Annotated in this window: 21 protein-coding genes; 6 read left to right on the top strand and 15 right to left on the bottom strand. The window is 60.6% G+C overall.

What is annotated here, in order from left to right; translation table 11 throughout:
• Positions 1-162: 162 nt before the first annotated feature.
• The 13 genes from DW151_RS09335 to DW151_RS09275 form a co-directional block, all read right to left on the bottom strand.
• Positions 163-2298, bottom strand: coding sequence for a ribonuclease R family protein (locus DW151_RS09335; protein WP_118335536.1), 2136 nt, complete (start codon positions 2296-2298; stop codon positions 163-165).
• 135 nt (positions 2299-2433) lie between these two features.
• Complete coding sequence (gene ftsX / locus DW151_RS09330) at positions 2434-3354, bottom strand: permease-like cell division protein FtsX (RefSeq protein ID WP_089572231.1); 921 nt, start codon at positions 3352-3354, stop codon at positions 2434-2436.
• The gene (gene ftsE, locus DW151_RS09325; protein WP_118335535.1) at positions 3341-4561 is read right to left on the bottom strand and encodes a cell division ATP-binding protein FtsE; all 1221 of its coding nucleotides are present in this window, start codon (positions 4559-4561) and stop codon (positions 3341-3343) included. Before ftsE ends, ftsX begins: the two co-directional genes overlap by 14 nt.
• A gap of 448 nt (positions 4562-5009) precedes the next feature.
• Positions 5010-5951, bottom strand: coding sequence for a transketolase family protein (locus DW151_RS09320; protein WP_118335534.1), 942 nt, complete (start codon positions 5949-5951; stop codon positions 5010-5012).
• A gap of 1 nt (position 5952) precedes the next feature.
• Positions 5953-6783: a transketolase gene (locus DW151_RS09315; RefSeq protein ID WP_099432020.1), complete on the bottom strand. Its 831-nt coding sequence runs from the start codon at positions 6781-6783 to the stop codon at positions 5953-5955.
• 208 nt (positions 6784-6991) lie between these two features.
• Positions 6992-7882, bottom strand: coding sequence for a YitT family protein (locus DW151_RS09310; RefSeq protein ID WP_118236899.1), 891 nt, complete (start codon positions 7880-7882; stop codon positions 6992-6994).
• A gap of 131 nt (positions 7883-8013) precedes the next feature.
• Complete coding sequence (prfB, locus tag DW151_RS09305; RefSeq protein WP_118335533.1) at positions 8014-9162, bottom strand: peptide chain release factor 2; 1149 nt, start codon at positions 9160-9162, stop codon at positions 8014-8016.
• Entirely contained in the window at positions 9162-11969 is a 2808-nt protein-coding gene (gene secA, locus DW151_RS09300) for a preprotein translocase subunit SecA (RefSeq protein WP_117641062.1), read from the bottom strand. Before secA ends, prfB begins: the two co-directional genes overlap by 1 nt.
• Positions 11970-12277: 308 nt before the next feature.
• On the bottom strand, positions 12278-12703 hold the full coding sequence (gene rpmE / locus DW151_RS09295; protein WP_118335532.1) for a 50S ribosomal protein L31: 426 nt from the start codon (positions 12701-12703) through the stop codon (positions 12278-12280).
• Positions 12704-13070: 367 nt separating this feature from the next.
• Positions 13071-13415, bottom strand: a complete 345-nt coding sequence (locus tag DW151_RS09290) for a hypothetical protein (protein WP_118335531.1) — start codon at positions 13413-13415, stop codon at positions 13071-13073.
• 1 nt (position 13416) lies between these two features.
• Entirely contained in the window at positions 13417-15231 is a 1815-nt protein-coding gene (locus tag DW151_RS09285; protein ID WP_118335529.1) for an ATP-binding cassette domain-containing protein, read from the bottom strand.
• 153 nt (positions 15232-15384) lie between these two features.
• Positions 15385-16125, bottom strand: a complete 741-nt coding sequence (locus DW151_RS09280) for an ATP-binding cassette domain-containing protein (protein WP_158568414.1) — start codon at positions 16123-16125, stop codon at positions 15385-15387.
• Positions 16126-16130: 5 nt separating this feature from the next.
• Positions 16131-18353, bottom strand: a complete 2223-nt coding sequence (locus DW151_RS09275) for a hypothetical protein (protein ID WP_117734371.1) — start codon at positions 18351-18353, stop codon at positions 16131-16133.
• Positions 18354-18905: 552 nt separating this feature from the next.
• Between DW151_RS09275 and DW151_RS09265 the strand changes: the two genes are divergently transcribed.
• From DW151_RS09265 to DW151_RS09240, 6 genes are all read left to right on the top strand, one after another.
• A complete protein-coding gene (locus tag DW151_RS09265) occupies positions 18906-19418 on the top strand; it encodes a DUF2975 domain-containing protein (protein WP_006235293.1) in 513 nt (170 codons plus the stop codon).
• Between the two features lie 9 nt (positions 19419-19427).
• Positions 19428-19679, top strand: a complete 252-nt coding sequence (locus DW151_RS09260) for a helix-turn-helix transcriptional regulator (protein WP_006235292.1) — start codon at positions 19428-19430, stop codon at positions 19677-19679.
• 18 nt (positions 19680-19697) lie between these two features.
• A complete protein-coding gene (locus tag DW151_RS09255) occupies positions 19698-20405 on the top strand; it encodes a site-specific integrase (protein ID WP_255413778.1) in 708 nt (235 codons plus the stop codon).
• A 396-nt stretch (positions 20406-20801) separates the two neighbouring features.
• Positions 20802-21089: an ACT domain-containing protein gene (locus DW151_RS09250; RefSeq protein WP_006235289.1), complete on the top strand. Its 288-nt coding sequence runs from the start codon at positions 20802-20804 to the stop codon at positions 21087-21089.
• Between the two features lie 77 nt (positions 21090-21166).
• A complete protein-coding gene (locus DW151_RS09245) occupies positions 21167-22585 on the top strand; it encodes a citrate synthase (protein WP_118335525.1) in 1419 nt (472 codons plus the stop codon).
• Positions 22586-22672: 87 nt separating this feature from the next.
• Entirely contained in the window at positions 22673-23515 is an 843-nt protein-coding gene (locus DW151_RS09240) for a Cof-type HAD-IIB family hydrolase (protein WP_118335523.1), read from the top strand.
• 42 nt (positions 23516-23557) lie between these two features.
• Here DW151_RS09240 and DW151_RS09235 read toward each other — a convergent pair whose 3' ends face one another.
• Together DW151_RS09235 and DW151_RS09230 are read right to left on the bottom strand one after the other, a co-directional pair.
• The gene (locus tag DW151_RS09235; protein ID WP_118335522.1) at positions 23558-24352 is read right to left on the bottom strand and encodes a Cof-type HAD-IIB family hydrolase; all 795 of its coding nucleotides are present in this window, start codon (positions 24350-24352) and stop codon (positions 23558-23560) included.
• 198 nt (positions 24353-24550) lie between these two features.
• The gene (locus DW151_RS09230; protein ID WP_118335520.1) at positions 24551-26371 is read right to left on the bottom strand and encodes an adenine deaminase; all 1821 of its coding nucleotides are present in this window, start codon (positions 26369-26371) and stop codon (positions 24551-24553) included.
• Positions 26372-26581: the final 210 nt, after the last annotated feature.

Genomic DNA, 26581 nt, shown 5'->3' with positions numbered 1-26581 from the left:
AAACCGGACCTGATGGTCCAACTTTTTGTCCGCAGTCCCGATTTACCTCTCCAATAGCAGGTAAGCGGGCGGCCGTGCAGACGGCAAGGTAGCCATGATCCAAATGCGGAGGGCGGCCCCGAAAGACCGCCCTCCGCTCTCCCGTCATGAGTCGAGATTTGGCTAATGGATAAGCTTAAAGTCCAAGTGCCCACGCGTAGTATTGACGCGCGAGACCTCGATAATCACGCGCTGGCCCAGTTCATAGCGAGTCCCCGTGTCGGCACCTGTGAGCGTGAGCGCATCCTCGTCGAACTCGAACCACTCGTTGCCCAGGCTCTTGATCGAAACCAAGCCTTCGACCTGCGTCAGGTCCAAGCGCACAAAGAGGCCCATGCTGCTAACCCACGAGACGGATCCGGCATAGCGCTCGCCCAGACGGTCCTCATAGTACTGGGCAATCTTGATCTTTTGCGTCGCATGGCTGGCGGCATCGGCCGCGCGCTCGGCATCGCTGCATGCGCGGCAGATCTGCGGCAGAATGCGCGGCAGCGACTCGCGCCCCTTGCCGATCAGCCGCGGCGTACGGACCAGGGCGTCCTTGCCGCCGAGCTGCTCATAGGCCAACTGCAGTTTGAGCACGCGGTGCACCACCAGATCGGGGTAGCGACGGATGGGACTCGTAAAGTGACAGTAGCACGGCGCGGCGAGCGCAAAGTGGCCCTCGTTGCGCGGCTTGTACAGTGCGCGCTGCATGCTGCGCAGAAGCAGCGTGTTGACGAGCGGTGCGTTGGCCGTACCGGCGGCAGCATCAACTGCAGCCTGTAGCTCATCGGGACTCCCCAGGGCGATACCGGCAGCACGGCGATCGTCGATGATGCCTAGCTGCGCCAGCGCAACGGCGGCACCGTGCAGGCTATCGGGGCTCGGATCCTCATGCACGCGATAGCAGGCCTCGATATCACGGTCTGCCAGCCACTCTGCAACGCACTCGTTGGCGAGTAGCATGGCTTCCTCGATAAGCGACGTGGCACACGAACGCTCGCGCGCCACAATCTGCACGGGCACTCCGTCCTCATCCAATAGAGCGCGAATCTCGGCCGTGTCAAAATCGACTGAGCCGCGGGCACGACGAATACGACGGCGAAGTTCGGCGAGTTCGTTGGCGGCGACAAGGAAATCGCCGAGGTCGACGTTATAGCCGCGGGCGGCTTCCTCGCACGCAAGACCGCGCTCAAGCGCGTCCTCGCGCGAGGTCTCGGCAGCCGCAACATCCTCGGCCGCGCCCTCCAGCACCGAATACTCAACCGCGCCGGCACGCACCAGCAGCGCCTCGGCGCCGTCATAGTCCATACGCACACGCGAGCGAATTACGCTGGGATACGGATTGTAATGCCGCACGCGACCCTGCGCATCAAGCTCAATATCAACGGTAAACGCAAGACGGTCCTCGTCAGGGCGAAGCGAGCACAGGTCATTGGACAGGCGTTCGGGCAGCATGGGAAGCACGCGATCGGCCAGATAAACCGATGTCGTACGATGGCGAGCCTCAAGATCGATATGCCCGTCCCAAGCCACATAGTGTGAAACGTCGGCGATATGCACGCCCAGCTTGTAGCCACCCTCGGGCGTACGCTCCAGCGAAATGGCATCGTCAAAGTCGCGCGCGTCGACCGGGTCGATCGTGATGACAAAGCGGTCGCGCAGATCGCGGCGGAGCGGGTCCTTAAGCGCTGCGGACACATCGAGCGAAAGCCCCTCGGCCTCGTCTAGCGCGGCCTCGGGATAGCTATCGGTATAGCCGTAACGCGCCATCACATATTGAACGCCCAAATCGGGCGCGTCATCTCCGCCAATGCGGCGTTCGATCGTCACGGTGCCCGATTCCAGGCGCGTCGGGTAGGTCAAAATGCGCGCGACAACGGCATCACCCGGGTGGACGCCCAGACGATCCGCCGAGGTATCCTCGGGCAGAATGAAGAAGTCGGCCTTCAGGCGCGAATCGAGCGGCTCGATCACACCGAGCGGACCAGCGGTCTGGTACGTACCCACCACGCTTATGGCTGCGCGCTCAACCACGCCTTCGATCACGGCGCGCCGCTCACCGTGCGGGCTGTTCTTAATGCTCACGGCAACGGTATCGCCATCCATGATCTCGCGCTTACCGCGGCCCATAACCTTGTAGTCGCCGCTCTCGGTTATGACATAGGCGCCATGCTCATGGAGCTGCACGCGCCCGGTCAGGCTCGGACGGCGTTCGCTGCGCACCGGCCCACGCTTATTGCGAGCACCGCGCTTATGCTTGTTATTGCGCCCCATGGCGCCTCCTTGCTATCGATGACGAACTCCAAAGAGTCTACCCAAATGATTCGCTTTCCTGCCGTCCCCTAGAGATCAAAAAACGGGCCGCCCCATAAGAGACGACCCGTTGGAAGGGATGAATTCCAGGCATGCCTACACGCGCAGGTAGCGGCGCATGGCTATGGCAGAACCAAAGAGACCGATAATCACACCGACCAGAATCAGCGCAGCATAGGTCACCAGGTAGTACTGCATCGGCAGGGCAAACGACATCCAGCCGATGCTCTCCTGCAAACGCGGAATCATCAGATTGCGCAGCAGCTCCAGAACGCCGATGGAAAGCAGTGAGCCCAAAATGGCCTGCAGTACGCCCTCGGTGATAAACGGGCCGCGAATGAAGCCGTTGCTGGCGCCGACCAGACGCATAATCGCAATCTCACGACGACGCGCCGTGATGGACAGGCGAATCGTGTTGTTGATGAAGATGAATGCGATAAAGGTCAAAAGGCCAACGAGCACCACGGCGGCGATGCGGATGTAGTTGGTCACCTGGAACAGGCGGCTCACTTCCTCTTGGCCGTACAGCACGCTCGCGTTGACGTCGCCGTCATCCGCGATCTTCTGGAAGTCGGCGTTCTTCTTGAGCTTCTGGGCCGTGCTCTCGACCTTGGACGGATCGTCCATCTCAATTGCAAACGAAGCCGGCAGCGGATTCTGGCCATCGAGCGCGCTCATGGTGGCGTCGGCGTTGCCCGACATCTTGCTCGTATACTCGGCCAGCGCGTCGTCCTTGTCCTTATAGGTCACGGACTTGACGTTATTCCATGTCTTAAGCTCGGCCTCAAAAGCCTGAACATCGGCCTGATCGGCGTCATCGCTAATGAACGCGTTGATGACAACCTGATCCTCGACGGTGCCGATCACGGAGTTCAGCATCGCGGAGCCCATGATGAACAGGCCGATGATAAACAGCGAAAGGAAGATCGTGATGACGGCGCCGAGCGAGGTAGTCCAGTTACGGAAGAAGTGGCTGATTGCCTCTTTGAAGGAGTAGCCCACGTTAGTTGGTGCCATAGTTGCCGTAACCTCCCCTCTCCTGGTCGCGGATAACGTGGCCGCCCTCGAGGGCGATCACGCGACGGTGCATGCTATCGACCATCTCGCGGTCGTGCGTGGCGACGATCACGGTGGTGCCGGTGCGGTTAATACGCTCGAGCAGCTTCATGATGCCCAGCGAGATCGCCGGGTCGAGGTTACCCGTGGGCTCGTCGCAGATCAGCAGCGGCGGACGGTTGACCATAGCGCGGGCGACGGCAACGCGCTGCTGCTCGCCACCGGAAAGCTGGTCGGGCAGCGAGTCCATCTGATCGGCCAGACCGACCAGACGCAGCACCTCGGGCACCTGGCTGCGAATGACGCCCTTGGGCTTGCCGATGCACTGCAGGGCAAACGCCACGTTTTCGTAGGCGGTTTTTTGCGGCAGAAGCTTAAAGTCCTGGAACACGGCGCCAATCTGGCGGCGCAGGAACGGAACCTTGCGGTTCTTGATCTTCATGAGGTCCTGACCGGCAACCAAGATGCGGCCGCTCGTCGGCTTGACGTCGCGGTTGAGCGTCGACAGCAGCGTGGTCTTACCCGAGCCGGAGTGACCGACCAGGAAGACGAACTCGCCCGGATAGATCTCGATGTTGATGTCGTCAAGTGCAGGCTTGTTGGGCTGTGCCGGATAGATCTTGGTGACATGCTCCATAAGGATGACGGGCTCGACACCGGCCTGCTTGGCCATCTTCTTGCGGCTGGCCTGCGGATCGATGGGCGCAAACACCGACGTAAAATCGGGGTTGTTGAGCGCGTTATCGAGGCTTGCGACCTCGGCTGCCTGATCGCTCTCGACCACCGGGGCAGCAGGCTGCGTGGGATCGGGAATAGCGGCAAAGAGGCCAGACTGCGCAGGCTGAGGAGCCGGTGTCGCAGGAGCCATGGGGTCGGGAATGCCGGCCATGCTAGGCTGCGGCGCGGCGACGCCAGCCTGAGGCTGCTCCACGCGAGCGGTCACAGCCTGAACGGGCTCAAACCCCGCCGTGCCGGAAAGCGTAACATCGCTGGTGGGATTGTAGGCAAAGGGATCGGATGCCGGCTGTGCCTGATCTGCCGGCTGAGCGGGGGCCTGAGCAACAGGCTGGCCCTCTGAATCCGGAGTGGCGAAACGGCTGCCCTGGACGCCTGTCTGCGTCTTGGGGGCATCATCGCCCGCACCGGAGGTACGGAAGTGGTTACCCACTGGTGCTCCTTATCGTCGTGCGTTTAAACTACATGAGCGCTTTGTATTTTAGCAGCATTAGCTTTACTGCACATAAGAAGCATGGCGGGGTTTGGTCCCACCGGCCGCGCACAGGGTTACCTCCCAAATCGTCCTCGGACATGTCGGCGCCCCCGCTGCGCGCTTCGCGCTGCGGGGGCGCCTCCGTCCTGCGGAAAGATTTGGGAGGTAACCCTGTGCGCGGCCTGCGGCTACTATGGGGTCGCCGCGTGATCTTGGGGTGCTGCACATACAAAGTTGGGAGGGCTGAATTGCACGTTGCCGTACTGGGCCCTTTTCCCGAAGAAGGCCTTGCTTGATGCGGCACTGATTTTGCTGAAATATAAAAACAGGGGCGTCCTCTTTTTGAGGGCGTCCCTGTCTACGTCTATTTGCTATTGGCTTGTGGCCGATTTGAGCGGTGGTTGCTCTATGCCAAGAACTCCTTGGTGGTCGCCACGATGTTGGCGGCGTCCAGGCCGTACTTGTGCAGGAGCTCGGCACCCGGGCCAGACTCACCGAAGGTGTCGTTGACGCCGATCTTCTTGAGCGGCGTCGGGCACTGCTCGCACAGGACGTCGGCAACGGCGCTGCCCAGGCCACCGATCACAGAGTGCTCCTCGACGGTCACGACGTGGCCGGTCTTGGTGGCGCTCTTGACGATCAGGTCGGCGTCGATGGGCTTGATGGTGTGCATGTTGATGACCTTGGCATCGATGCCCTCGGCAGCAAGCTGCTCGGCGGCCTCGAGAGCCTCGCCGACCATCAGGCCGCAGGCGATGATGGTCACATCGGCGCCCTCGCGCATGACAATGCCCTTACCCAACTCGAACTTGTAGGTCTCGGGGTCGTTGATAACCGGCGAGGCCAGACGGGCAAAGCGCATGTACACGGGGCCGTCGCACTCGTAGGCGGCGCGCGTCACGGCGCGGGCCTCGACATCGTCGGCCGGAACGATAACGGTCATGCCGGGGATGACGCGCATGAGAGCGATATCCTCGCAGCACTGGTGCGTGGCGCCGTCCTCGCCCACCGAGATACCGGCGTGCGTGGCACCGATCTTAACGTTAAGGTGCGGATAGCCGATGGAGTTGCGGACCTGCTCAAAGGCGCGGCCAGCGGCAAACATGGCAAAGGTGCTCGCGAAGGCGACGCGGCCGGTGGTCGCGATACCGGCGGCAACACCCATCAGGTTGCTCTCGGCAATGCCCACATCGAAGAAGCGGTCGGGGCAGGCTGCCTTAAACTTACCGGTCTGCGTGGCGGCGGCCAGGTCGGCGTCGAGGACCACAAAGTCATCGTGCTCGTTGGCGAGCTCGACGAGGGCCTCGCCGTAGCTTACGCGCGTGGCGATTTTCTTGACGTCTGCCATCCTAGAGCTCCTCTCCGGCGGCCGTGAGCTCTGCCATGGCCTGCTCAAACTGTTCATCGTTGGGGGCCTTGCCGTGCCAACCCACCTGGTTCTCCATAAAGGAAACGCCCTTGCCCTTGGTGGTCTCGGCGATGATGGCGGTCGGCTGACCCTTGGTGGCGCGGGCCTCGGCAAAGGCGGCGCGGATCTGATCGAAATCGTTGCCGTCGGCGAGCTCCACCACGTGGAACTTGAAGGCGCGGAACTTGTCGGCGAGCGGCATGGGGTCGTTGACCTCCTCGACGGGGCCGTCGATCTGCAGGCCATTGTGGTCGACGATCACGCAGAGGTTATCGAGCTGCTGGTTGCCGGCAAACATGGCGGCCTCCCAAACCTGGCCCTCCTCGCTCTCGCCGTCGCCCAGCAGGGCGTAGGTGCGATAGTCGTCGCCCCAGTGCTTGGCGGCAACGGCCATGCCCACGGCGGCGGAGATGCCCTGGCCGAGCGAACCGGTGGACATATCGACGCCCGGGGTGTCGTTCATGTTGGGGTGACCTTGCAGGTGGCTGCCGATGTGGCGCAGCGTCTCGAGATCCTCCTTGGGGAAGAATCCGCGCTCGGCGAGCACGGCGTACAGACCAGGCGCGCAATGACCCTTGGAAAGCACGAAGCGATCGCGGTCGGCCTTGCGGGGGTCGGCCGGGTCGACGTTCATTTCCTCAAAGTACAGATAGGTCATGATGTCGGCAGCGCCGAGCGAACCGCCCGGATGGCCGGACTTGGCAGCGTGCACGCCGGTGACGATGCCCTTCCTTACCTCGTTGGCAACCTTTTTGAGCTCTTCGTCGCTCATTGTGCCTTCCTTTCATCCTCTTAAGACAAGATGCGCACGGCACGGAAAGGTAGTCCCAACACAGCCGCGATGCACGTACGTCATTCATTATGCTGGAAACTGGAAGCTTTACCAGAGTATTTATCATTATTTGAACAATTGAGCAGGCAGAACCGCTGATGAAACGGTTTATCAATGTGAACGTCTTTTGGATGGAACGCAGTCGGCCCTACGCGTTAATGTCCTTGAATCCCTCACCGAAGGTTTCCGTAACGTCGGCGACCGTCACAATGGCGTGAGGATCGCGCTCGCGCACGATCGTTTTGAGGGTGTTGAGCTCGCGGCGGCTCACAATGACCATGATCACCGGCTTCTCGGCGCCCGAGTACATGCCGGTCGCCTTAAACTTGGTGCAGCCGCGACCCAGGCCATACATGATGTCGGCCGCAATATCGGGAAACTTGTCCGAGATGATGAGTACCATACGGCGCCTGTTGCCGCCGTCGACCACGGCATCGATCACGTAGCCGCTAATGACCATCGAAAGGCCCGCATACAGCGCGTTTTCGACCGAGAAGACCGGGGCCGACAGCGCGCACACGGCAACGTCGATCGCCATGACGGTGGAGCCCACCGGTAGTGACGTATTGCGCGAGATAATCTGACCGATGGTGTCAGAGCCGCCAGTGTTGGCACCGGCGCGTAGCACCATGCCGTAGCCAATGCCCGTGATAATGCCGCCCCACATAGCGGGCAGCATCAGGTCGGCATGTGCCAGCGGCGCCACAAACGGAGCGAACAGGTCGGTGAAGAAGCCCAGCAGCACAAAGCCCGTCGCCGTCTGGACCACGTAGAACATGCCCCCCTCGCGCATAACGACCAGCAGCAGCAAGGCATTCATCACGATGGTTTGAATACCGACAGGCAGCGAGATGCCATGCGAGGCGCCAACCGCCTGGATAATCGTGGCGAGGCCCGTAACGCCGCCGGCAGCAAGACCGTTGGGAATCAAAAACAGATCCGTCGCGATAGCTGCCAGGGCGCAGCCAAACATGATCTTGGGCAAGTCATGAAAGAAGTTCAGCGAAAGAATGCGCTTGATGTCCAGACGATATGCCATGCTGCCTCCCTCAAAAAAGCGCACCCAAACGAGTGCGCTTTGAACTTCTTACTGTATTCGATTCTACCGATTCACCGAGCAAACACCACCCCCTGCGAAGTGTTTGCATCGACCCGGAGCCAACCATGTGCCTAGGCGTCCGAGCCTTCCGCACCGGCGTTGCCGGTAGCCCAACGGTGATAGCCAATTACAAACGGATCCAGATCGCCATCGTCAAGAACGGCCTCGACATTGCTGGTCTCCACACCCGAGCGCAGGTCCTTGACCATCTGATACGGGTAGAGCACGTAGCTGCGAATCTGGTTACCAAAACCGATCGTGGTCTTGGGTCCACGAATCTCGTCGAGCGCCTCGGCGCGCTTCTCGAGCTCGATCTCGTACAGACGGGCCTTGAGAATCTGCATGCACGCGGCCTTGTTTTGAATCTGGCTGCGCTCGTTTTGGCAAGTGACAACGATGCCGCTGGGAAAATGCGTCACGCGTACGGCGGAGTCGGTGGTGTTGACGCCCTGTCCGCCCGGGCCGCTCGCGTGATACACGTCCACGCGGATATCGTCGGGACTGATCTCGATGTCGATATCGTCAGGCAGCACGGGGATGACCTCAACGCCGGCAAACGTGGTCTGGCGGCGCTTCTTGTCGTCGGTGGGGCTAATGCGCACCAGACGGTGGACGCCGGCCTCGGCGCGCAGCATGCCAAACGCGTCCTTACCCTCGACGGTAAAGGTCGCACGGTCGATGCCGATGACCTCGGCTGCGGGACAGTCGTTGATGGTGACCTTCCAGCCGCGACGCTGGCAGTACTTCATGTACATCTTAAAGAGCATGAAGGTCCAGTCCTGGGCCTCCAGACCACCCTGTCCGGGCTTGATGGTCACAATGGCATCGCCGTGATCGAACTCACCGGTAAACCAGCTCGAAAGCTCAAACTCATCGATGACACGTGCCAGGCGCTCAGCCGTGGCTGTAGCCTCCTCACGAAGGGCGGCGGCGTCGGGGTCATCCCCCATCTCCTCGGCAAGCTCCAGCGCCGCGCGGGCGTCAGATAGCTCGCCGCGCGCGTTGTCCACGGCAGCGATATCTTCCTTGGTGCGCGCGATTTCCTCCATGGCGGCACGGGCGGCGTCGGCGTCATCCCAAAAGCCGGGGGCCACGCTTTTGGCCTCGAGCTCGGTCACGCGCGTGCGCTTTTCGTCCAAGTGGAGATACGACTCGACCTCACCGAGCCGGTCCGCAAACGCGTCCAGCTCGGCGGGCGTTACCTCTAAAGCCTCAGCCATTAACGATTCCTGCCGTGGCAGTACTTAAACTTCTTGCCGCTACCGCAGGGGCACGGGTCGTTGCGGCCCACGTTGACGTACGGATCGTCGCTCTCGGACTTGCGATAGGTGGTCACCTTGCCACCGTTGTTGACGGCAGCCGGACCACCCTGGACAGCCGTGCGGGCCTGCACCTGCGCCTGCTTGCGCAGCACCGAGTCGCCGTTGTCACCATCGACCTCGGCAGGACCGGAGAAGTGCGCACCCTCGAGCGCGGGCTCCTCCTTGTGCTCCACGGCACGCGGGGCAGCCTTGATCTCGATGCGCAGAACCGTGCGCAGGTAATCCTCGTACATGGTGTCGACGAGGATCTGGAACGCGCCGTAGGCCTCGGTCTTGTACTCGACCAGCGGGTCGCGCTGGCCAAAGCCGCGCAGGCCGATGCCGGTCTTGAGATAGTCCATCTCCTGCAGGTAGTTCATCCAGCGGGTATCGATGACGCGCAGCATGACCTGGGTGTTGAGCTCGCGCATCAGGTCCTCGCCCAAGCGCTCGGCCTTCATGTTGTAGCACTTCTCTACGTAAGCCAGGACATCGGCAGCCAGAGCCTCATAATCCTCGTCGGGGAACTTCGGCGTATCGATGTGGCCGGTGAGCTCCACAACCCACTTGCGCAGGCCCTCCAGGTCGCGCTCGCCATCGTGACTGTCCTTGGTGCAGAACTCCTGAACGCAGCGGTACACGGTGTCGTGCATGACCTCGGTGATGTGGTCGGTCAGGTCCTTGCCGTCCAGAATCTTATTGCGCTCAGCGTAGATGACCTGGCGCTGCTTGTTCATGACGTCGTCGTACTCAAGGACGCTCTTGCGCATGGAGAAGTTGATGCTCTCGACCTTGTGCTGGGCGCTCTCGACGGCCTTGGAGATGATCTTGTGCTGGATGGGCATGTCGTCGCCCATGTCGGCCGTGACCATCATCTTGGAGACGCGGTCCATCTTGTCGCCGCCGAACAGGCGCATGAGGTCGTCCTCGAGCGACAGGTAGAACTGAGTCTCGCCCGGATCGCCCTGACGGCCGGAGCGGCCGCGCAGCTGGTTGTCGATACGACGGGACTCGTGGCGCTCGGTGCCGATAACGGTCAGGCCGCCGGCGGCAAGCACGCGCTCGCGCTCGGCCTTGCAGGTCTCCTTGGCCTCGGCGTTAAACTGCTCAAGCTGCTCGGGCGTCACGTCCTCCATGGTCAGGCCCTCGTACTCAAGGCGCTCGCGCACCAGCTCGTCGGGGTTGCCGCCCAACAGGATGTCGGTACCACGACCGGCCATGTTGGTAGCGATGGTCACGGCGCCGTAGCGTCCGGCCTGGGCAACGATATGAGCCTCGCGCTCATGGTGCTTGGCGTTGAGGACCTCGTGCGCGATGCCGCGCTTGGTAAGGGCGGCCGACAGCTTCTCGGAGCTCTCGATGGAGACGGTGCCCACCAGGACCGGCTGGCCCTTGGCGTGACGCTGCTCGACATCGTCGGCGACGGCGTTGTACTTGGCCTGAATGGTACGGTACACCAGGTCCTCGTGGTCAACACGCTGAACGGGTTTGTTGGAGGGGATGACCTCGACGGGCAGCTTGTAGATCTCGCGGAACTCGGCATCCTCGGTAAGTGCCGTGCCGGTCATGCCGGAGAGCTTGTCATACAGACGGAAGTAGTTCTGCAAGGTGATAGTGGCCAGCGTCTGGTTCTCCTCGCGTACAAGCACGCCCTCTTTGGCCTCGATGGCCTGGTGCAGGCCCTCGGAGTAACGGCGGCCTTCCATAATGCGGCCGGTGAACTCGTCGACGATCTTGACCTCGCCGTTGGTGACCACATACTGCTTGTCGCGGTGGAACATGTACTGGGCCTTCAGCGCCTGCTGCAGGTGGTTGACCAGCTGGCCGGAGAGATCGGCATAGATGTCATCGATACCCAGGCGGCGCTCGATTTTCTTAAGGCCGCGCTCGGTGGCGGCGATGGTGTGCTTGGCCTCGTCCATGACGTAGTCGCCCGTGGGCTCCACGTCCTCGGTGGCGGTAAGCATGTCGTGCGACACGTCCTCGCCGCGCTCAAGGCCACGCACAGCACGCGCGAAGTCCTTGTAGGTACTGGCGGACTTGGTGCCAGCGCCCGAGATAATGAGCGGCGTCCTGGCCTCATCGATCAGGATGGAGTCAACCTCGTCGACGATGGCGTAGTTGTGGCCGCGCTGCACGCGCTGCTCGGGACGGGTAACCATGTTGTCGCGCAGGTAATCAAAGCCGAACTCGGAGTTGGTGCCGTAGGTGACGTCGGCCTGGTAGGCCGGGCGCTTGAGCTCGAGCGGCATGTTGTTCTGGAGCAGACCGACGGTCATGCCCAGGTACTTATAGATGCGGCCCATCCACTCGGAGTCACGCTTGGCAAGGTAATCATTGACAGTAACGACGTGCACGCCCTTGCCGGCAATAGCGTTGAGATAGCCGGCCAACGTGGAGACGAGGGTCTTACCTTCGCCGGTCTTCATCTCGGCGATGTGGCCCTCGTGCAGTGCCATGGCGCCAATAAGCTGCACGTCAAAGTGGCGCATACCCATGGTGCGCTTGGAAGCCTCACGCACGGTGGCAAAGGCCTCGGGGAGCATGTCGTCGAGCGACTCGCCGTTGGCGTAACGCTCGCGGAACTTATCGGTCTGGCCGCGGAGTTCCTCCTCGGTCATCTTCTCAAACTGGGGCTCAAGACCGTTGATCTGGTCGACGATCTTGTAGTAACGCTTAAGGTCCTTATCGGATCCAAAGGACAGCAGCTTTGACATGAATCCCATGTGGTTTTCCTTTTTGGCCATCGCCCACGCCGTGCAGCTGCGGGCGAGTTAAACACAGATGATTGTACTTTAGCCAAACAAGGCGCGGCCTATACGGTCGACCTCGACCGCCACGTAATAACTATGACCAACCTGCCAAAAAGGGACAGGTTTATTTTGACAGGTTTTATCTGGGCAAACGCCGCCTCTCTGTCATTTGGTGCCATAGGGACAGGTTAGTTTGCACTAATTAAAAAGAAAAGGGCCGCGCACCCAAATGGATGCACGGCCCTCATGCCATGAATGCGAGCGATTCCGCGGCGAGCTATTTACTCAGCAGCCTCGGTGGTCTCGGCCTCGGCAGCGGCCTCATCGACGGGAGCCTCTGCGGGAGCCTCGGCGGCCTGCTTGGCAGCCTCCTCGGCAAACTTAGCGGCACGCTTGGCCTTCTCGGCAGCCTTAGCCTCAGCGGCGGCCTTGCGAGCGGCCTCGGCCTCAGCAGCCTTGGCGGCCTTGGCAGCCTTGGCCTCCTCAGCCTTCTTGAGCTGGGCGGCAGCGGCGCCACCGAACTTGTCGGCGAAGCGCTGGACGCGTCCACCGGTGTCGACGAACTTCTGCTGGCCGGTGTAGAACGGGTGGCACTCGTTGCAAAGCTCAACCTTCATCTCGGACACGGTAGCGTGCGTCTTGAAGGTGTTGCCGCAGGAGCACGTCACCGTGCACTCGACATACTGGGGATGGATACCCTGCTTCATGGTAGGACTCCTTATTGGTCAGGCGCTGGTTACCGATCAGCGCATAAGGCGTCTTGGTTTCCGACCAAGACAACAAACTCGGCTATGATACCACGGCGCCGCGTGTCCCACAAAAGGTTCACGGTCTTTTCGGAACGACACGAATCTGACCCATCGAAACACATCTCCACCGTTCCTTCAACTGGGAAAATGCCGTCCCCGGGGCCTGAGAAGGGCCCCGGGGACGTTCGACTGACTGCGGGAACGGCCTTTCCGCTCAATGAGTTCGGCTGAGATCGGAAATCAACCAAACTGAACTAGGTTCAGTTGACATGGTTAAAAACGAGGGGCGACGCTTTTGCGTCACCCCTCGTCCCGGCCGGTTGCTTTAGTTGTACACACGGTAGTTACACTTGAACTGGGTTATGTGTCCATAGTTGGAGCGGTACCAACCCGACGTATAGCTGATTGCCTCTGCGCCTAGATAGTCGTAGCCCTTGTTGTAGCGAAGCTGACGGTAGGTCGTGTCGTACTCTGCTACGTAAAACGTGTCTCCAGAGAAGGCTTTGTACCGGTCCTTAACCGTCGAAGCCATGTACGCGGGTTCGACATCGCCTTTCTCTCCGTTGAGCGCATAGACGGGTGCCGCGATTCCGCATAAAGCCGTTGCCACGAGGATGACGTAGACAGCCATGCGCGACGCATTGGACTTCAGCTGTTCAAACAGTTTCATGTCATTCACCTTCCTCGTATGTATCGAGGTATTCCTGCTTGAGCGCCTGCGAGGACGACTTGATCTTTTCCACGAGCGCGCCGGCCTCGATGAAGTAGAACGAGTCGGTGAGGTCTGCCAGGTCGTCGAGCAGATGGCTTGAAATGAGCACGCTTCGTCCCCGCGCCACCTCGCTGCGCATCGCGTCGCAGGAGGTTTTCCGCTTTCCCGGATCGAGGCCGTTCAGCGGTTCATCGAGGATGAGGTACGGGCAATCGGTCGCTATCGCCATGGCAAGCTTTACCTGCTGCTTCATTCCTGTCGAGAGTTTACGGGTCGGCTTGTCGAGATATGGGGAGATTCCGAGGGAGTCGCAGAGCGAGTCGATGTCGGCGGCCGATTTCCACGCCTCCCTAACGAAAGCAAGGTGCTCGATGGCCGATAGCGTGGGGTAGAGATCCGCGCTGCCCGAAGAGCTCAGGTAGACGAGTTCTGCAAATTCGGCTGATCGACGTTGGCAGATTCCGTCTGCCGCCAGGCTTCCCGAGCGGATGCGGGTGGGAAATTGGCCCGACAGCGCTTCAAGAAGGGTGGTTTTCCCCGAGCCGTTGGGAGCAACGAGGCCCGCCGCCGTTCCCGGGCTCAGGAAAAGCGACCCGATTGAAAGTATCGTCGTGCTTCCGTATCCCACGCTCGCGTCTAGAAGCTCGAGCCCATGGTGCTTTTTCGCGGGTCCAGGCTGTTTGGGGGAACGTGTCGCAACGGCGCCGACCGCAAAAAAGACCGCGACGTATGCCAGGGCCACGGCAAGCATCGATGCGCTGCCTGAACCGGAGCCAATGAATTCTGTCGGGAAGCATCCTACGTAACCCGTGGCCTCGATAGGCGAGAACACGGCCAGCGGCAGGAGATTGAGCGCGGCGTTATGCCCTAGTGCCGAATCGGACAGCAACGGGAATGCCGGGGCCGCGACAAGCAGCGCGGAGGTAAGGGGGCCCGCGAGGACGCGCCTCGTTGCGGTCGATAGGACGGCGGAGCAAACGGATATCAAGGTTCCGCCCGCAAGCAGCGCGAGAAGCAGGGTCGTGAAGACGTTTCCCGCGGTCGTGGTGGCAAGCGCGCCGTCATGGAAGAAGGCGATCGGGTACCCAATTTGCCCGAAGCCGTTTAGGACCAAGGCGTAAATGCCCCCGGGTGCGAGGCCGGCGAGGAGCATCGCGGTCCCCGCGACGATTATCGAAAACACGATCTGGATAAGGCGCCGGAATTTGGGCGCGGGCGCCTTTGCCGCCAGGGTCGCAGGCCTTGTGGCGCCGAGCACGAGTATCGACGAGAGAAGGAAGGGGATGAAGGGAAGGAAAGACGGCGCCGCGGCAATGGCGTAAGGCAGGAAGGAAAGGAATGGCAGGTCGTTTGCGGAGGCCGGGATATCCGTGATGCCGGAGCTGCTCAGGGCACGGCAATACGCGAGGTCTGCGTCATTGGTCTCTTGGTCTCCCACGATGGACCCGGATTGGAAGCCTTCGCCCATGAGCGCGTAGTAGCTCTCGGCAGAATCGAGAAAGGCGGCGTCGGCTTGAGCGGCAAGGGCGGCGTTCGCGTATCTTGCAAGCTCCGCGTCAGCTTGCTGCTCTGGCGATAGGTCTGTGCCGTTGGCCTGGGGCGCGCGCGTATTGAATGCGTCGACAAAGCTCTGCATGCCCTGCTTCATAAAGAAGGGCCCGTAGATGGGTGAATTGAACGCAATGGGGACGGAAAAGGCTGCAGCGAGAACGAGCGTACAAATCCATGCGGCCTTGTCTCTTAGGATCAGTTTGAGAAGAAGTCGACAGTACATTTGGAAGCACCTACGTTCCTCAAAGCATCGTTAGATTAAAAGTAACAGACCGGATGAAGATACGTGCGACGGGGGCGAGGCGAATGGCTGAGCGGTATCGATATGCGGGTTCAACGGTATCACATTGGCCACATAGATTTTTAACTTGCATTTCTACCCGCCCTTTTCGTAGAGTCGCCGATACGTGCTTAGCGCACCCTCGGCGCGTCCGGCAGGCTTTGCGAAATGGGATCCAGGAGACTTCGGCGCAGCATCATCTTGCGGAATGCTTCTAATGAGCCTCCCATCCTTCAAAAACAGAATCTCATCGCACAGCCTATCGACCGAATCCAAGATGTGGGATGACATGATGATGCACGTACCAGAATCGGCCAGCTTCCTGAGAATCTCGGAATGCAAGTCCACCCTGCTGGGGTCGAGCGAGTTCATGGGCTCATCTAATAGAAGGTACCGCGCGCCCGTCGCATACGCAATCGCCAGGGTAAGCTGCTGCTTCATGCCCTGGCTCAGAGTGCGGATCCTCATCTTCGCGAACTCGCCTATCTGCGTTTGTTCCACTATCTCTTCGATATCGCGAGCATGCGGCCACATATCGCAAACCATCTTGAGGTGATCTTCCGCACGCAATCCGGGATACAGCAGCGTCCCCTCACCAGGTGCATAGAAGATCATAGAACGGACCTCTCTCGCACCCGTACCCTGCACCTCATCCAGAACGATGCTCCCGTCCACGCGAGGACCCGGCAAACCTGCCATCGCACGCAGCAACGTCGTCTTTCCATGCCCGTTCGGAGCGACGAGACCGTAGACCGTACCCGGGGCAAACTCAGCGTTCACCGAATCTACGAGCACCTTCTTTCCATAAGAGATCGTCAGCGTTTGAAGGTCAATCATCGAGATCATCCCCTTTCGATCTTTGGAACACTCAGGCGCACCATCAACGGAGATACGGCGCCCAAGACCACCAGCAGAGCGCCCGATGCGCCGACGACCTCTCCAAAAGGCATCGCGTTCGTCCCTCGCCCAAGGAACCCAATCGTCCCCACCTGGGAAGCGGGATCAAACGAGGCGAATGGAGCCAGCAGCGCGACGCCCATGCCCACGCTTTCAACATGAGCGCTCAACGAACCCAACACCAAGAGAACCGCGCAAACCATTCCGGTGACAACGGGGTTGCGGCTAATCGCTGCTGTCAACGCAGCGACGACGGAAATCACGCCGTATGCCATGACCAGCAACGGAATACTGCACAACACCGCCTCCCCCACCATGGACGTTGTCGAAGCTCCCGCCCGAATGAGAGCGACGGGATACTCCGATCCACCCGCACCGTTCTTAATCACGGACACAACGACAGCGGGAACCATCGACACCAAAAGCAGCACCAAGCCAAGCAGGAGAGCCAGCGCAACAGCCGTCAGAAAACGCACATGCGCTGTTGCGGGGATCTGGAGAACCAGAAGGGAACGACACTGCAGGTGGGTGCACGCGAGCGATGTGACAACCACGGGCAACAGCAAAAATAAGGAGGGAAGCGCTGCCTGGAGATACGAAAGGAGGATTAATGGGGGCATCTTCGTACTTAACTCGTAAACCTTGGGGTCCGGCAAGCTCGCGATCGACTCAAGCAGAAGGGCGCGCGCCTCCGCACGAGAAGGAGTCTCCGGCTCGATTCCGATCGATTGCAGGAGAGTCGCATCTGCCGCGCCCAGCTCACCTCGAGCGCGCTCGTACGTCGCAAGGCTTCGAAACCCCTCCGCAGGCATAGGCGCGTACACGAAACCCGAAAGAGCATCCCGCATGTCTTCCAGGGCCGCTTTGCCCTCGACGTCCATATTCGCAGCGTTCTGCTCTAGATACCGATCTATTGAACGGAGCTCCCCATCCCTATACCGAACAGCGGAAACGTTATCAGCGTCAGGAAACATCTCGACCAGAGCCGGGGCCAGCATCGTCGTCGACATTGCAATCGCGCATACGGCGAGGGTAGGAGAACGCAGGAGCAGTTTCCCCATCGTTCTTACGTATGCAACGGCGGAGGCACAAGCGCTCGAACGAGTTGCCGTTCTCGATGCAGTGAAGGAACCTCTCTCAAGACAAATCGGGGATATCGGGCACGCGCAGCCGCTCTTTCCAGCAACGCAAAGCAGGCTAATTGCCAGCACCTCGATCCCGATTGCGCATACGAGGGCAATCGCGCCACGCTCGAAGCAAAGTCCAGGCAGATTCACTATCTGCGTTGTCGGGTACGGGCTATAGGCGCCGACGGTCAACTCAGTGTTCGCATACGTAAGGGGATTCAACAGGGCGAACTCACGTAAAGCGATGGATCTTCCGTAATACCCGGGAACCATCGTCACCCCCATCAGGGCACATACGAACACGATTCCAAGCGTAGGGTTATTGGCAATCTTCACGGCAAGGTGAACGACAAGCGAGATGAACGCTGCCACCAAGAATTGCAAGATGGCCGTCTGCGCGAACACCAGCCAAGCCGGTTTGATAACCGGAGTCGCATATTGAATGTAGCCTATCGGATAGAACGGCGAGCCCGGGCCATTCTTCACAAGCGCGGCGATTATCCCTGGAAGATTGATGGCGAGGACGGCAAGCATTGCAAAAACACTCGCCCATACGCTCGATGCAACAAGTCTACCCAGCTCGCCCATCGGTGCCTGGATGATGAGCTTTTCACGTTTGTTAAGACGCGCGGCAAGGAACGAGACGGCAACGGCCGTTGCGACCCATAGCAAGTACTCCTTCGATCCGTCATAATAGGTGTACTCTCCATCCGATATCTGCAGAAACGGAAGTAGGGGAGAGAGCGGTGCCAAGATAAGACGTCCCGCGGCAAGAGGGTACAGAAGCGCGGGCATGCTTGATGAAGAGGTATAGACACCGTCCTCCCCCGCATTCACAAGCGCATCCGCATAGGATGCTGACAATTCCTGCTCAACACGGGTTATTCCCGACTCGAGGTATTCGACCCGTCCGTCGATGCCAGCCGCGCTCCTGAAGACGGGCAGAGCACAAAGAACCATCAACGCAACAACGACAACACAGAGCGACCTGGAGGAGAGAAGCGACCTAAAGATCGCCTTCGAGATTTTGAGCATATTCATCGCCAACCTTAACCTCATCCAGTCGGAACAGAGGGGCCGAACAAAATGCTCGGCCCTTCCTCGCATCTAGTAGGTGCTATAGACAAATTGCCATTTATCAGTTGTGCCAAGAACACCACAGGAGCACATTGCAGCGAGGCGGGATTCCCTATGATGCGCGGATCGGCGATAGCCATTTCGGTAGGAGATCGTCTTGTAAGAGATGTTGAACATCGAGATGCTGTGCCCGCTTACGCCGCGAGGACAGCTGTAGCTCCAGTAGGTATCGACGACGTCGTCCGTATACCCGAGGGGCTCAACGAGGGCACACTGGCTGCTCTCCTGGGAAGGAGGCATCGGGGTATCCGCAAAAGCGGGGGCTCCCGGCAGCAACAGACAAAGAGCGAGGCCGAGGAAAACCAAGAGCTTACACGACTTAACAGTACTGAACATAATCCTCTCCAATCTAGAGGGGTTTCGGTTGCAGCATGCTGTGATTACTTGCAGGCAAAGTCAATTTAACATAAACTGTTAAAAAGTAACCTGAGTTTTTTAAATTCTTCGGAGGTTATTATGAGTTCCGACAATCGCACTCCCCGGCTTCATTCCTTCCGCATCGCATGTGCGATAGCCTCTGCGACCCTTTGCGCCACCGCCATCGCACAAGTGGCGTTCTCCTTAAAGCCAGCAATCGAAGTGCTCGACAACCCTGTAATTGCAGACTCCCCCGCGTATCCAGCCCTTGCGATCTCGACATTGGTCCCTGCCGTCATCGGTATCGCTACGACCATCCTCAGCGCCGTTCTCGTGTGGACGATCAAGAGCGGAGACCCCTTCAAGAAAGGGTCTGCGACATGCTTGAAGGTACTCGGCATTCTCTTCGTTGTTCAAGCTGCCACCAGCCTCTACGCCGGCTCACTCAAAACCTCCGTTTCGATGTTTGGCGGCGAGGGGGCCGTCGGCGCCCAAGAGATCGCTTCATCATTCGATTGGACCTCTCTGGTTCTCGGCATCGTCCTGTTCATGCTTTCCCAGCTCTTCTTGTACGCCCGAGAGCTGTACCTCGACTCCGACGAGATTGCGTAAGGAAACGCCATGCCCGTAATTGTTCGCCTCGACAAGATCATGGCCGAGCGAAAGATTTCCTCGAACGAACTTGCCGAAAGGATTGGAACCACGCCCGTGAACCTGTCCCGTATTAAAAAAGGGCATATTCGCGGCATTCGCTTCAACACACTCGAGCAGCTATGCCTCGCCCTTCGTTGCCAACCCGGAGACCTTCTCGAAGTCATGAGCGAAGAGGATGCCCGAAAGGAGTTCGGACTCGATTGGTCCGCCGAGGATTAGAGGGCGGTCGTACTCGCCCTGCACACGGGGATGCGAATCGGCGAGGTCTGCGGCCTTCGGTGGTGCGATGTGGATTTCGAGACGGGCCTGATCTCGATCAGACACTCGGTGGCGTACGCGAAGGGAATGGGTTCGTTCATCAAGGACACCAAGACCCATGACGCCAGGGGTATCCCCATCGACCCGGTCGGCCTACCCCCCTTCCTGAAGGAGACCCACGAGATCGACTGCGGAAAGCTGCGCTTGCGCGGCCTTACCGGGGCGGTCGAGATCGGGGACTGCTACATCCTGTCGGAGCCGGGCGCGACCTTCGCGACGACAAGCTATATCCGCAGGGCGTTCAAGACGTTCTCGGAGACCAACGGCCTCATGGGCACCAACGACGAGCTGATCACGTTCCACGGCCTTCGCCACACGTTCGCAACGCAGTGGATCCGCCAAGGCGGCGATATCAAGGCGCTCCAATCGATCCTCGGCCACAAGGACGCCATGGCGACGCTCAACGTCTACGCCGACATCGAGCCCATCTCCAAAATCCATAACATGCTGCGCGCCACGCCGTGCCTTTGGCGCGGGCACCTCGGGCCGAGGGTCGATCCGGGTCCCATGTTCCAACAGAGGATCCAGGAGTCCATCGAGACGCTCCAGGCGTTCGGCTACGGCATCACCGAGCCGGACGACCGAAATATCGCCATACGCGACGTGAAGACGAACAGTTGGCTCTAGCTCACCGAGTACGCGGCAGTGCTGGGCCCATCCCAACTGAGGTCACGGTGGTCCGATAGGGGCGCCGCCCGCGGCATGCGCCGCGGAGCGGTATCCCCTACCGAAGGGCGGGGATGCCCTCCGCTTCCAGTTCGGAATCAGCCGTCGGAGGCGTTCGGCTGACTGCGGGAACGGCCTGTCCGCTCAATGTGTTCGGCTGAGATCGGAAATCAACCCAACACGAGCCGGACACGCGCCAGACGGCTCTTCCCCGTACGGCCTTCCCCCTTACGCTCATGTTGCAGGCATGTAACGCCGCAGCGAGCGCGCCTTTTTTGCGCCAGACAGGTACAATGATGAACACTGTACCGTAGCGGAGCGCCCCGCGCGCGCCGCAATCACGCGAAAGGGTTTCCCATGGCCGAGATCTCGTCCTCCCGTATCGTCATCACCGTCCTTGGCAAGAACCGCCCCGGCATCGTCGCCGGCGTCACCCGTGTCCTAGGCGAGGCCAACGTCGACATCCGCGACATCACGCAGTCCATTATCGAGGACATCTTCACCATGACCATGCTGGCCGATACCGCCGAGTCCAAGCTCGACTTCGCCGAGCTGCAGAAGGCGCTGGCCGAGGCCGGCGAGCTTTCGGGCGTCAACGTGTCCATCCAGCGCGAGGACGTCTTCAACTTTATGTACCGCCTGTAGCGAGCAAGCCGCTGGGGATAGCCTGACGCGCGCATGCCCATGCAAGTCACCCCGATGCGGCCCGGAGAGGAGCGCGCATGGCCTACGACGCCAAGAAAATCTATTACCGCTTCGATGACCACTTGAGCCGCCTGGTTCTGGATTACGAAGCAAGCCGCCAGATTTCGCCTGAGAGCGAAAGCCTCTACCACGGCCTGCCGACCGACCCTTATGACGAGGGCCTGTTTGTTGAGCACAATGTCAAGCGCGGCCTGCGCAATGCCGACGGCTCGGGCGTGGTCGCGGGCCTCACTCGCATCTCGGATGTGCACGGCTACAACAAGGTCGACGGAAAGGTCGTGCCCGATCAGGGCAAGCTCACGCTTCGCGGCTACAGCATCGAGGATCTGGTCAACAATGCCCAGGCCGAGAATCGCTATGGCTACGAAGAGGTCGCCTACCTGCTCATCACGGGCTCGCTGCCCAACAAGGAAGAGCTCGACGGCTTTTGCGAGCGCCTGGGCGCCTTTAGACATCTGAGCGACGAGTACGTCAAAGAGTTCCCTATGACCACGGTGTCGTCGAGCATCATGAATGTGCTTCAGCGCGCCGTGTTGTTGCTCTACGCCTTCGACGCCGAACCCGACGTCATTACGCCCGAGCACGAAATCGACGTCGCCATCTCCATGCTCGCCCGTCTCCCCCGCATCGCCGCCTTCGCGCATATGGCCTCGGTCGCCAAGCGCCGCGGCTCCGAGGTTCATGTGCCGCACCCCACGCCCGGCCTTTCCACCGCCGAGACCATCCTGCAGGTGTTGCGCGGCGGCATGGCATTCAACCGTGACGAAGCCATGCTGCTCGACGTGATGCTCATGCTGCATGCAGAGCACGGCGGCGGCAACAACTCCACGTTCGCCTGCCGCGTGCTGTCCTCCTCGGCCACCGACCCGTATTCTGCCTACGCCGCGGCTATCGGCTCACTCAAGGGTCCGCGCCACGGCGGCGCCAACGCCAAAGTCGTGTCCATGCACGAAGACATCCGCGCGCATGTCTCCAACTGGGAGGACGAGGACGAGGTCGCGGCCTACCTGGGCAAGATCCTCGACAAGCAGGCTTTCGACGGCACCGGCCTCATCTACGGTATGGGCCACGCCGTCTACACGCTGAGCGACCCGCGCGCCGAGGTGTGCCGCCGTTACGCGCGCACGCTTGCCGCCAAGAAGGACTTGGGCGAGGAGTTCGCGCTCATCGAGCGCATCGAGCGCTTGGCCCCGCAAGTGATGCGCGATCACGGCATGACCAAGCCCATCTGCGCCAACATCGACCTGTACACGGGCTTTATCTACAAGATGCTCGGCGTGCCCGAGACGCTCTTTACGCCGCTATTTGCCGTCGCCCGCATGGCCGGCTGGTCGGCGCACCGCATGGAAGAGCTCTTCTGCGCGCACCGTATTATTCGCCCGGCCTATCGTCCGGTGATCGAGCCGCTAGCGTACAAGCCGCTCGCCGACCGCTAGGACGCGAACCGTTATAGAACTCGAGCGTGGCCAGGGCATCGCCGCCCTCGGCCACGCTTTTTATGCCAGCAGAAAGGGCTGTATCAAATGATTGTGTTTTCCGATATGGACGGAACGCTGCTGACGAGCGATAAGCAAATGAGCGATGCCACCTGGTCGATGCTCGACGAACTCGCTCGACGCGGAATTGAATTTGTGCCCTGCACGGGACGTCCGCTGTCGGGCATCTTTGAGCCCATCCTCGCCCATCCCTCCGTGCACTATGCCGTCTGCGCCAATGGCGCCAGCGTCTGGCAGCTCGACGAGGATACGCCCACCAACGCCTCGCGCGCCACGTGCATCTTGAGCCGTCCGCTCGACCGTGGCATTGCCCACCGCATCCATCGCATCGCCGCCGGCCACGATGTGACCTTCGATATCTTCGCGGATGGGCAGTGCTTCCTCCCCCGCTCGCTCTACACGCGCCTGGACGAATTCTGCGGCGGCGACCCCCACATCGCGGCTTCGCTCAAGCGCACACGAACACCGATCGACATGGATATCGACAGCAAGATCGACGGGGTCGAGACGCTCGAACGCATCGCCATGTACTGGCACGACCCGGTCGATCGCGACGCCATCGCGGCTGAGCTCGACACGCTCGGAGGCATTGAGGTCACGCGTTCTTACGCCATGAATATCGAGGTCATGGGTGAGGGCGCCACCAAGGGAACGGCCCTCACGTGGCTATGCGAGCACCTGGGCGAGCGTCTCGCCGACGCCTGGGCGTTCGGCGACAACATCAACGACATCCCCATGCTGCAGGCAGCGGGCCACGGCATGGCCATGATCAACGCCGAGCCCGAAGACCGCGAGGCCGCCGACGCCGTCACCGGATACGACAACGACCACGACGGCGTCGCCCACACCATCATGGCCGCCCTCGCCTAGCAGCAGCAACCCGGCAGAAAAGGAACGTCCCTAACTGCTGGATTAAGCAAGACTCTCCAGCACGCGACGGAGCTCATGCTGAACGGCGTGGTCGCGGTTGCAGCCTACGACGCGATCGGCCACCGCCTTGAGCGCGGGGCGCGCGTTTTCCATCGCGCAGCCTGTGCCGACAAAGCGAATGATCTCGTAGTCGTTCATCGAGTCGCCAAACGCCATGACCTCGTCGCGACCAATTCCGTAATGCTCCGCGAGCTGCGCGATACCCGAGGCCTTCGACACACCAGGCTGCATGGCATCGATCCACGCGTTGCCCGAAGGCGCAAAGGTAAAGAGCTGACCGAGTTCTCGCTGTAGCACGTACGCACTGTCCATAACGGCACAGTCATCGCAAAAGATACTCGCCTTGATGATATTTACGCTGGGATCGGGCAGCTCCCAAATGCGCTCGGCATTGGGAAGGTCCTTATCGACCTCGCGCACGAACTTGCACTCATCATCGAGCAAGAAGGACTTGGTTCGGTCAAAGAGCGCAAGATGCAGATTGGGAAACGTCCTGACGGCTTGGGCGAGCCTTCGAATCGCCAAGTGCGAATACACCTCACGGTCTACCATCTTGCCGTCGGCGTAGACCTGGGCGCCGTTAGCGGCGACAAAGTCCATCTTGTCGCGAACGGGCGCAAAGAACTCGCACAGGCGATCGTAGCGACGACCTGACGATGCGGCGAAATGCACGCCATGCTCGTGTAGCGCCAGAATCAGTTCGTAGGTCTCGGGAGGCACCTGGCCGTTTTCGTCAAGCAGCGTGCCGTCCATATCGGATGCAATCAGTTTAAACATAGAAAAGCTCCCTTCGGGCTTGATGGAATCGGATGTATATCCAAAATCACCGTACCCAAAGGGAGCTCAAATAAGACTCCGCGGACGCAAACGTTACAAGGACCTGGCAAATAGCTCACGCGCGCCAGAGGCCCTACGGTCGCGGCGTCAGGCGACACGCCACCCCGACGGCCAGTCGTTTAAAAACGTCCCCGATGACTAGTCGGCGTAGGTGAAGGTTGTGACGTCGAACATGCCCTCGGGGCGGATGCGGAGCGTCGGGATGACCGGCAGGGGCAGGAAGATGATGCCCATGATGGGGTCGAGCGGCGGCTCAATACCCATGGCGCGCGCCTTGACCATAAAGTCGTCGTGCTGCGCCGCAACGTCTTCGGCAGCGCCCTCGCTCATCAGGCCGCCGAGCGCCAGCGGAATGCGCGCCACGACCTCGCCGTTGCGCACCAGCACGTGGCCGCCCTGGCCCACGGCCTCAACGGCAGCCATCATATCCGCCGCATTGTCGCCCACCACGCACACGTTGTGCGAGTCGTGGCCGATCGTGGAGGCAATGGCGCCGCCCGTGATGGTAAAGCCGCGCACCCAACCACGGCCGATATGCTTGCCGACCAAGCCCAGACCCGCGGGGCCGTCGCCGTCGGCGCCCTCGGCCTGCAGCGACACGCCACGGCCATGGCGCTCAATCAGCATAATGCGGCGCAAGTCCTCGTCAGTCTCAGGACGAACCATACCCGTGATGGCCTTACCCGGCACCACGTCAATCACAGCCTCGCCCGGCTTAAAGGCATAGTCGAACACGTCGAGCGATAGCTTCGGCAGTTTAACGGAAGCACGCAGCTCATCGGCAAGGGCCGCAACCTCGGCCATCTCGGGTGCAATCTCGCCCACAAAGGTGCCGTCCTGCGCCACCAGGGCACCGGCGGCATATACGCGATGCGGAGCCTTAGCAAACGTCAGGTCATCGAGCAACAGCAGGTCAGCGCGCTTGCCCGGGGCGATTGCGCCGCGGAGCTCGTGCGGGTCGCGACAACCGTGGTCCAGACCAAACGCCTCGGCCGTAGAAAGGGACGCCATAGAGATGGCAACCACGGGGTCAATACCGGCCTCGATAGCCACGCGGCAGGCGTTGTCGATCATACCGGTCGAAAGCGCATCGGAGGGAGCACGGTCGTCAGTCGCAAAGCAGCAGCGACGGGCACGAGCGGGGTTTTCCAGCAGCATCGGAGACAGGTTGGCCAGGTCATGGCTGCACGTGCCTTCGCGCAGCATCACATACATGCCGCGGGACAGCTTGTCGAGCGCCTCCTCGGGAATCGTCGACTCATGGTCAGCGATAATACCTGCTGCGGCATAGGCGTTGAGATCCTTGCCGGCAACGAGTGGGGCGTGACCGTCGACCTGCTTGGACGGCGTCTGGTTGGCAGCGTCGATGCGAGCGCAAGTCTCGGGATCAGCCATAAAGACGCCCGGCAGGTTCATCATCTCGCCCAGGCCAAAGACATCGCCCGGATGCTCGGCAAAAAAAGCCTGCATATCGGCGGCGGTAATCACGGCGCCGGCCTGCTCGTCGGGCAGTGCGGGCACACACGAGGGCATCATGTACTTAATGGAAATAGGAGCGCGACGACCGTCCTCGATCATAAAGCGCAGGCCATCGAGCCCCGCCACGTTGGCAATCTCGTGGCTGTCGGCAATAGCGGTGGTGGTACCGCGCGTCGCCGCCATGCGCGCATACTCGGCAGGGCGGATGTTCGAAGACTCGATATGCAAGTGTCCGTCAATAAAACCGGGGGCAAGATAGCGGCCCTGGCAATCGATGACCTCGGCAGCCTCATACGTACCGGCGGCATCGTCGCGACCATCGTAGAGCACACCGACGATCACGCCATCCTTAACGGCAACGCTACCGGGCGCCACGCGCTGGCCGTACACATCGACGATCTGCGCGTTGGCAAACAGCGTGTCGACGGGAACACGCCCCTCGGCGGCCTCGATCACAGACCTCATGACCTCAACGGACATACATACTCCTTTAACCGTAGAAAAAAGCTGCGGAGCGGACAGGCCTTCACCGCAGCAAGCCAATAGCAATTGTATGCCCAAAAGAAGGTCCCGCTAACACCCCGTCCGCTTAACGGCACACGCCGCTTGGCGCAATGGGGACAGGTTACTTTGCACCAATGACAAGGAGTGTCCCTAACTGCCGGCAGAGACGATATGAGCAGGACATAA

This window comes from Collinsella sp. AM13-34, assembly GCF_003473055.1.
In the GTDB taxonomy this organism is placed as follows: domain Bacteria; phylum Actinomycetota; class Coriobacteriia; order Coriobacteriales; family Coriobacteriaceae; genus Collinsella.
Note: the sequence above shows the minus strand (reverse complement) of the source record. Positions and strands in the feature narration are given on the sequence as shown.

Coding starts and splice junctions, on each gene's coding strand:
- DW151_RS09335 (WP_118335536.1), bottom strand. CDS start 2,298: ATGGGGCGCAATAACAAGCATAAGCGCGGTGCTCGCAATAAGCGTGGG.
- ftsX (WP_089572231.1), bottom strand. CDS start 3,354: ATGGCACCAACTAACGTGGGCTACTCCTTCAAAGAGGCAATCAGCCAC.
- DW151_RS09320 (WP_118335534.1), bottom strand. CDS start 5,951: ATGGCAGACGTCAAGAAAATCGCCACGCGCGTAAGCTACGGCGAGGCC.
- DW151_RS09315 (WP_099432020.1), bottom strand. CDS start 6,783: ATGAGCGACGAAGAGCTCAAAAAGGTTGCCAACGAGGTAAGGAAGGGC.
- DW151_RS09310 (WP_118236899.1), bottom strand. CDS start 7,882: ATGGCATATCGTCTGGACATCAAGCGCATTCTTTCGCTGAACTTCTTT.
- prfB (WP_118335533.1), bottom strand. CDS start 9,162: ATGGCTGAGGCTTTAGAGGTAACGCCCGCCGAGCTGGACGCGTTTGCG.
- secA (WP_117641062.1), bottom strand. CDS start 11,969: ATGGGATTCATGTCAAAGCTGCTGTCCTTTGGATCCGATAAGGACCTT.
- rpmE (WP_118335532.1), bottom strand. CDS start 12,703: ATGAAGCAGGGTATCCATCCCCAGTATGTCGAGTGCACGGTGACGTGC.
- DW151_RS09290 (WP_118335531.1), bottom strand. CDS start 13,415: ATGAAACTGTTTGAACAGCTGAAGTCCAATGCGTCGCGCATGGCTGTC.
- DW151_RS09285 (WP_118335529.1), bottom strand. CDS start 15,231: ATGTACTGTCGACTTCTTCTCAAACTGATCCTAAGAGACAAGGCCGCA.
- DW151_RS09280 (WP_158568414.1), bottom strand. CDS start 16,125: ATGATTGACCTTCAAACGCTGACGATCTCTTATGGAAAGAAGGTGCTC.
- DW151_RS09275 (WP_117734371.1), bottom strand. CDS start 18,353: ATGAATATGCTCAAAATCTCGAAGGCGATCTTTAGGTCGCTTCTCTCC.
- DW151_RS09265 (WP_006235293.1), top strand. CDS start 18,906: ATGAGTTCCGACAATCGCACTCCCCGGCTTCATTCCTTCCGCATCGCA.
- DW151_RS09260 (WP_006235292.1), top strand. CDS start 19,428: ATGCCCGTAATTGTTCGCCTCGACAAGATCATGGCCGAGCGAAAGATT.
- DW151_RS09250 (WP_006235289.1), top strand. CDS start 20,802: ATGGCCGAGATCTCGTCCTCCCGTATCGTCATCACCGTCCTTGGCAAG.
- DW151_RS09245 (WP_118335525.1), top strand. CDS start 21,167: ATGGCCTACGACGCCAAGAAAATCTATTACCGCTTCGATGACCACTTG.
- DW151_RS09240 (WP_118335523.1), top strand. CDS start 22,673: ATGATTGTGTTTTCCGATATGGACGGAACGCTGCTGACGAGCGATAAG.
- DW151_RS09235 (WP_118335522.1), bottom strand. CDS start 24,352: ATGTTTAAACTGATTGCATCCGATATGGACGGCACGCTGCTTGACGAA.
- DW151_RS09230 (WP_118335520.1), bottom strand. CDS start 26,371: ATGTCCGTTGAGGTCATGAGGTCTGTGATCGAGGCCGCCGAGGGGCGT.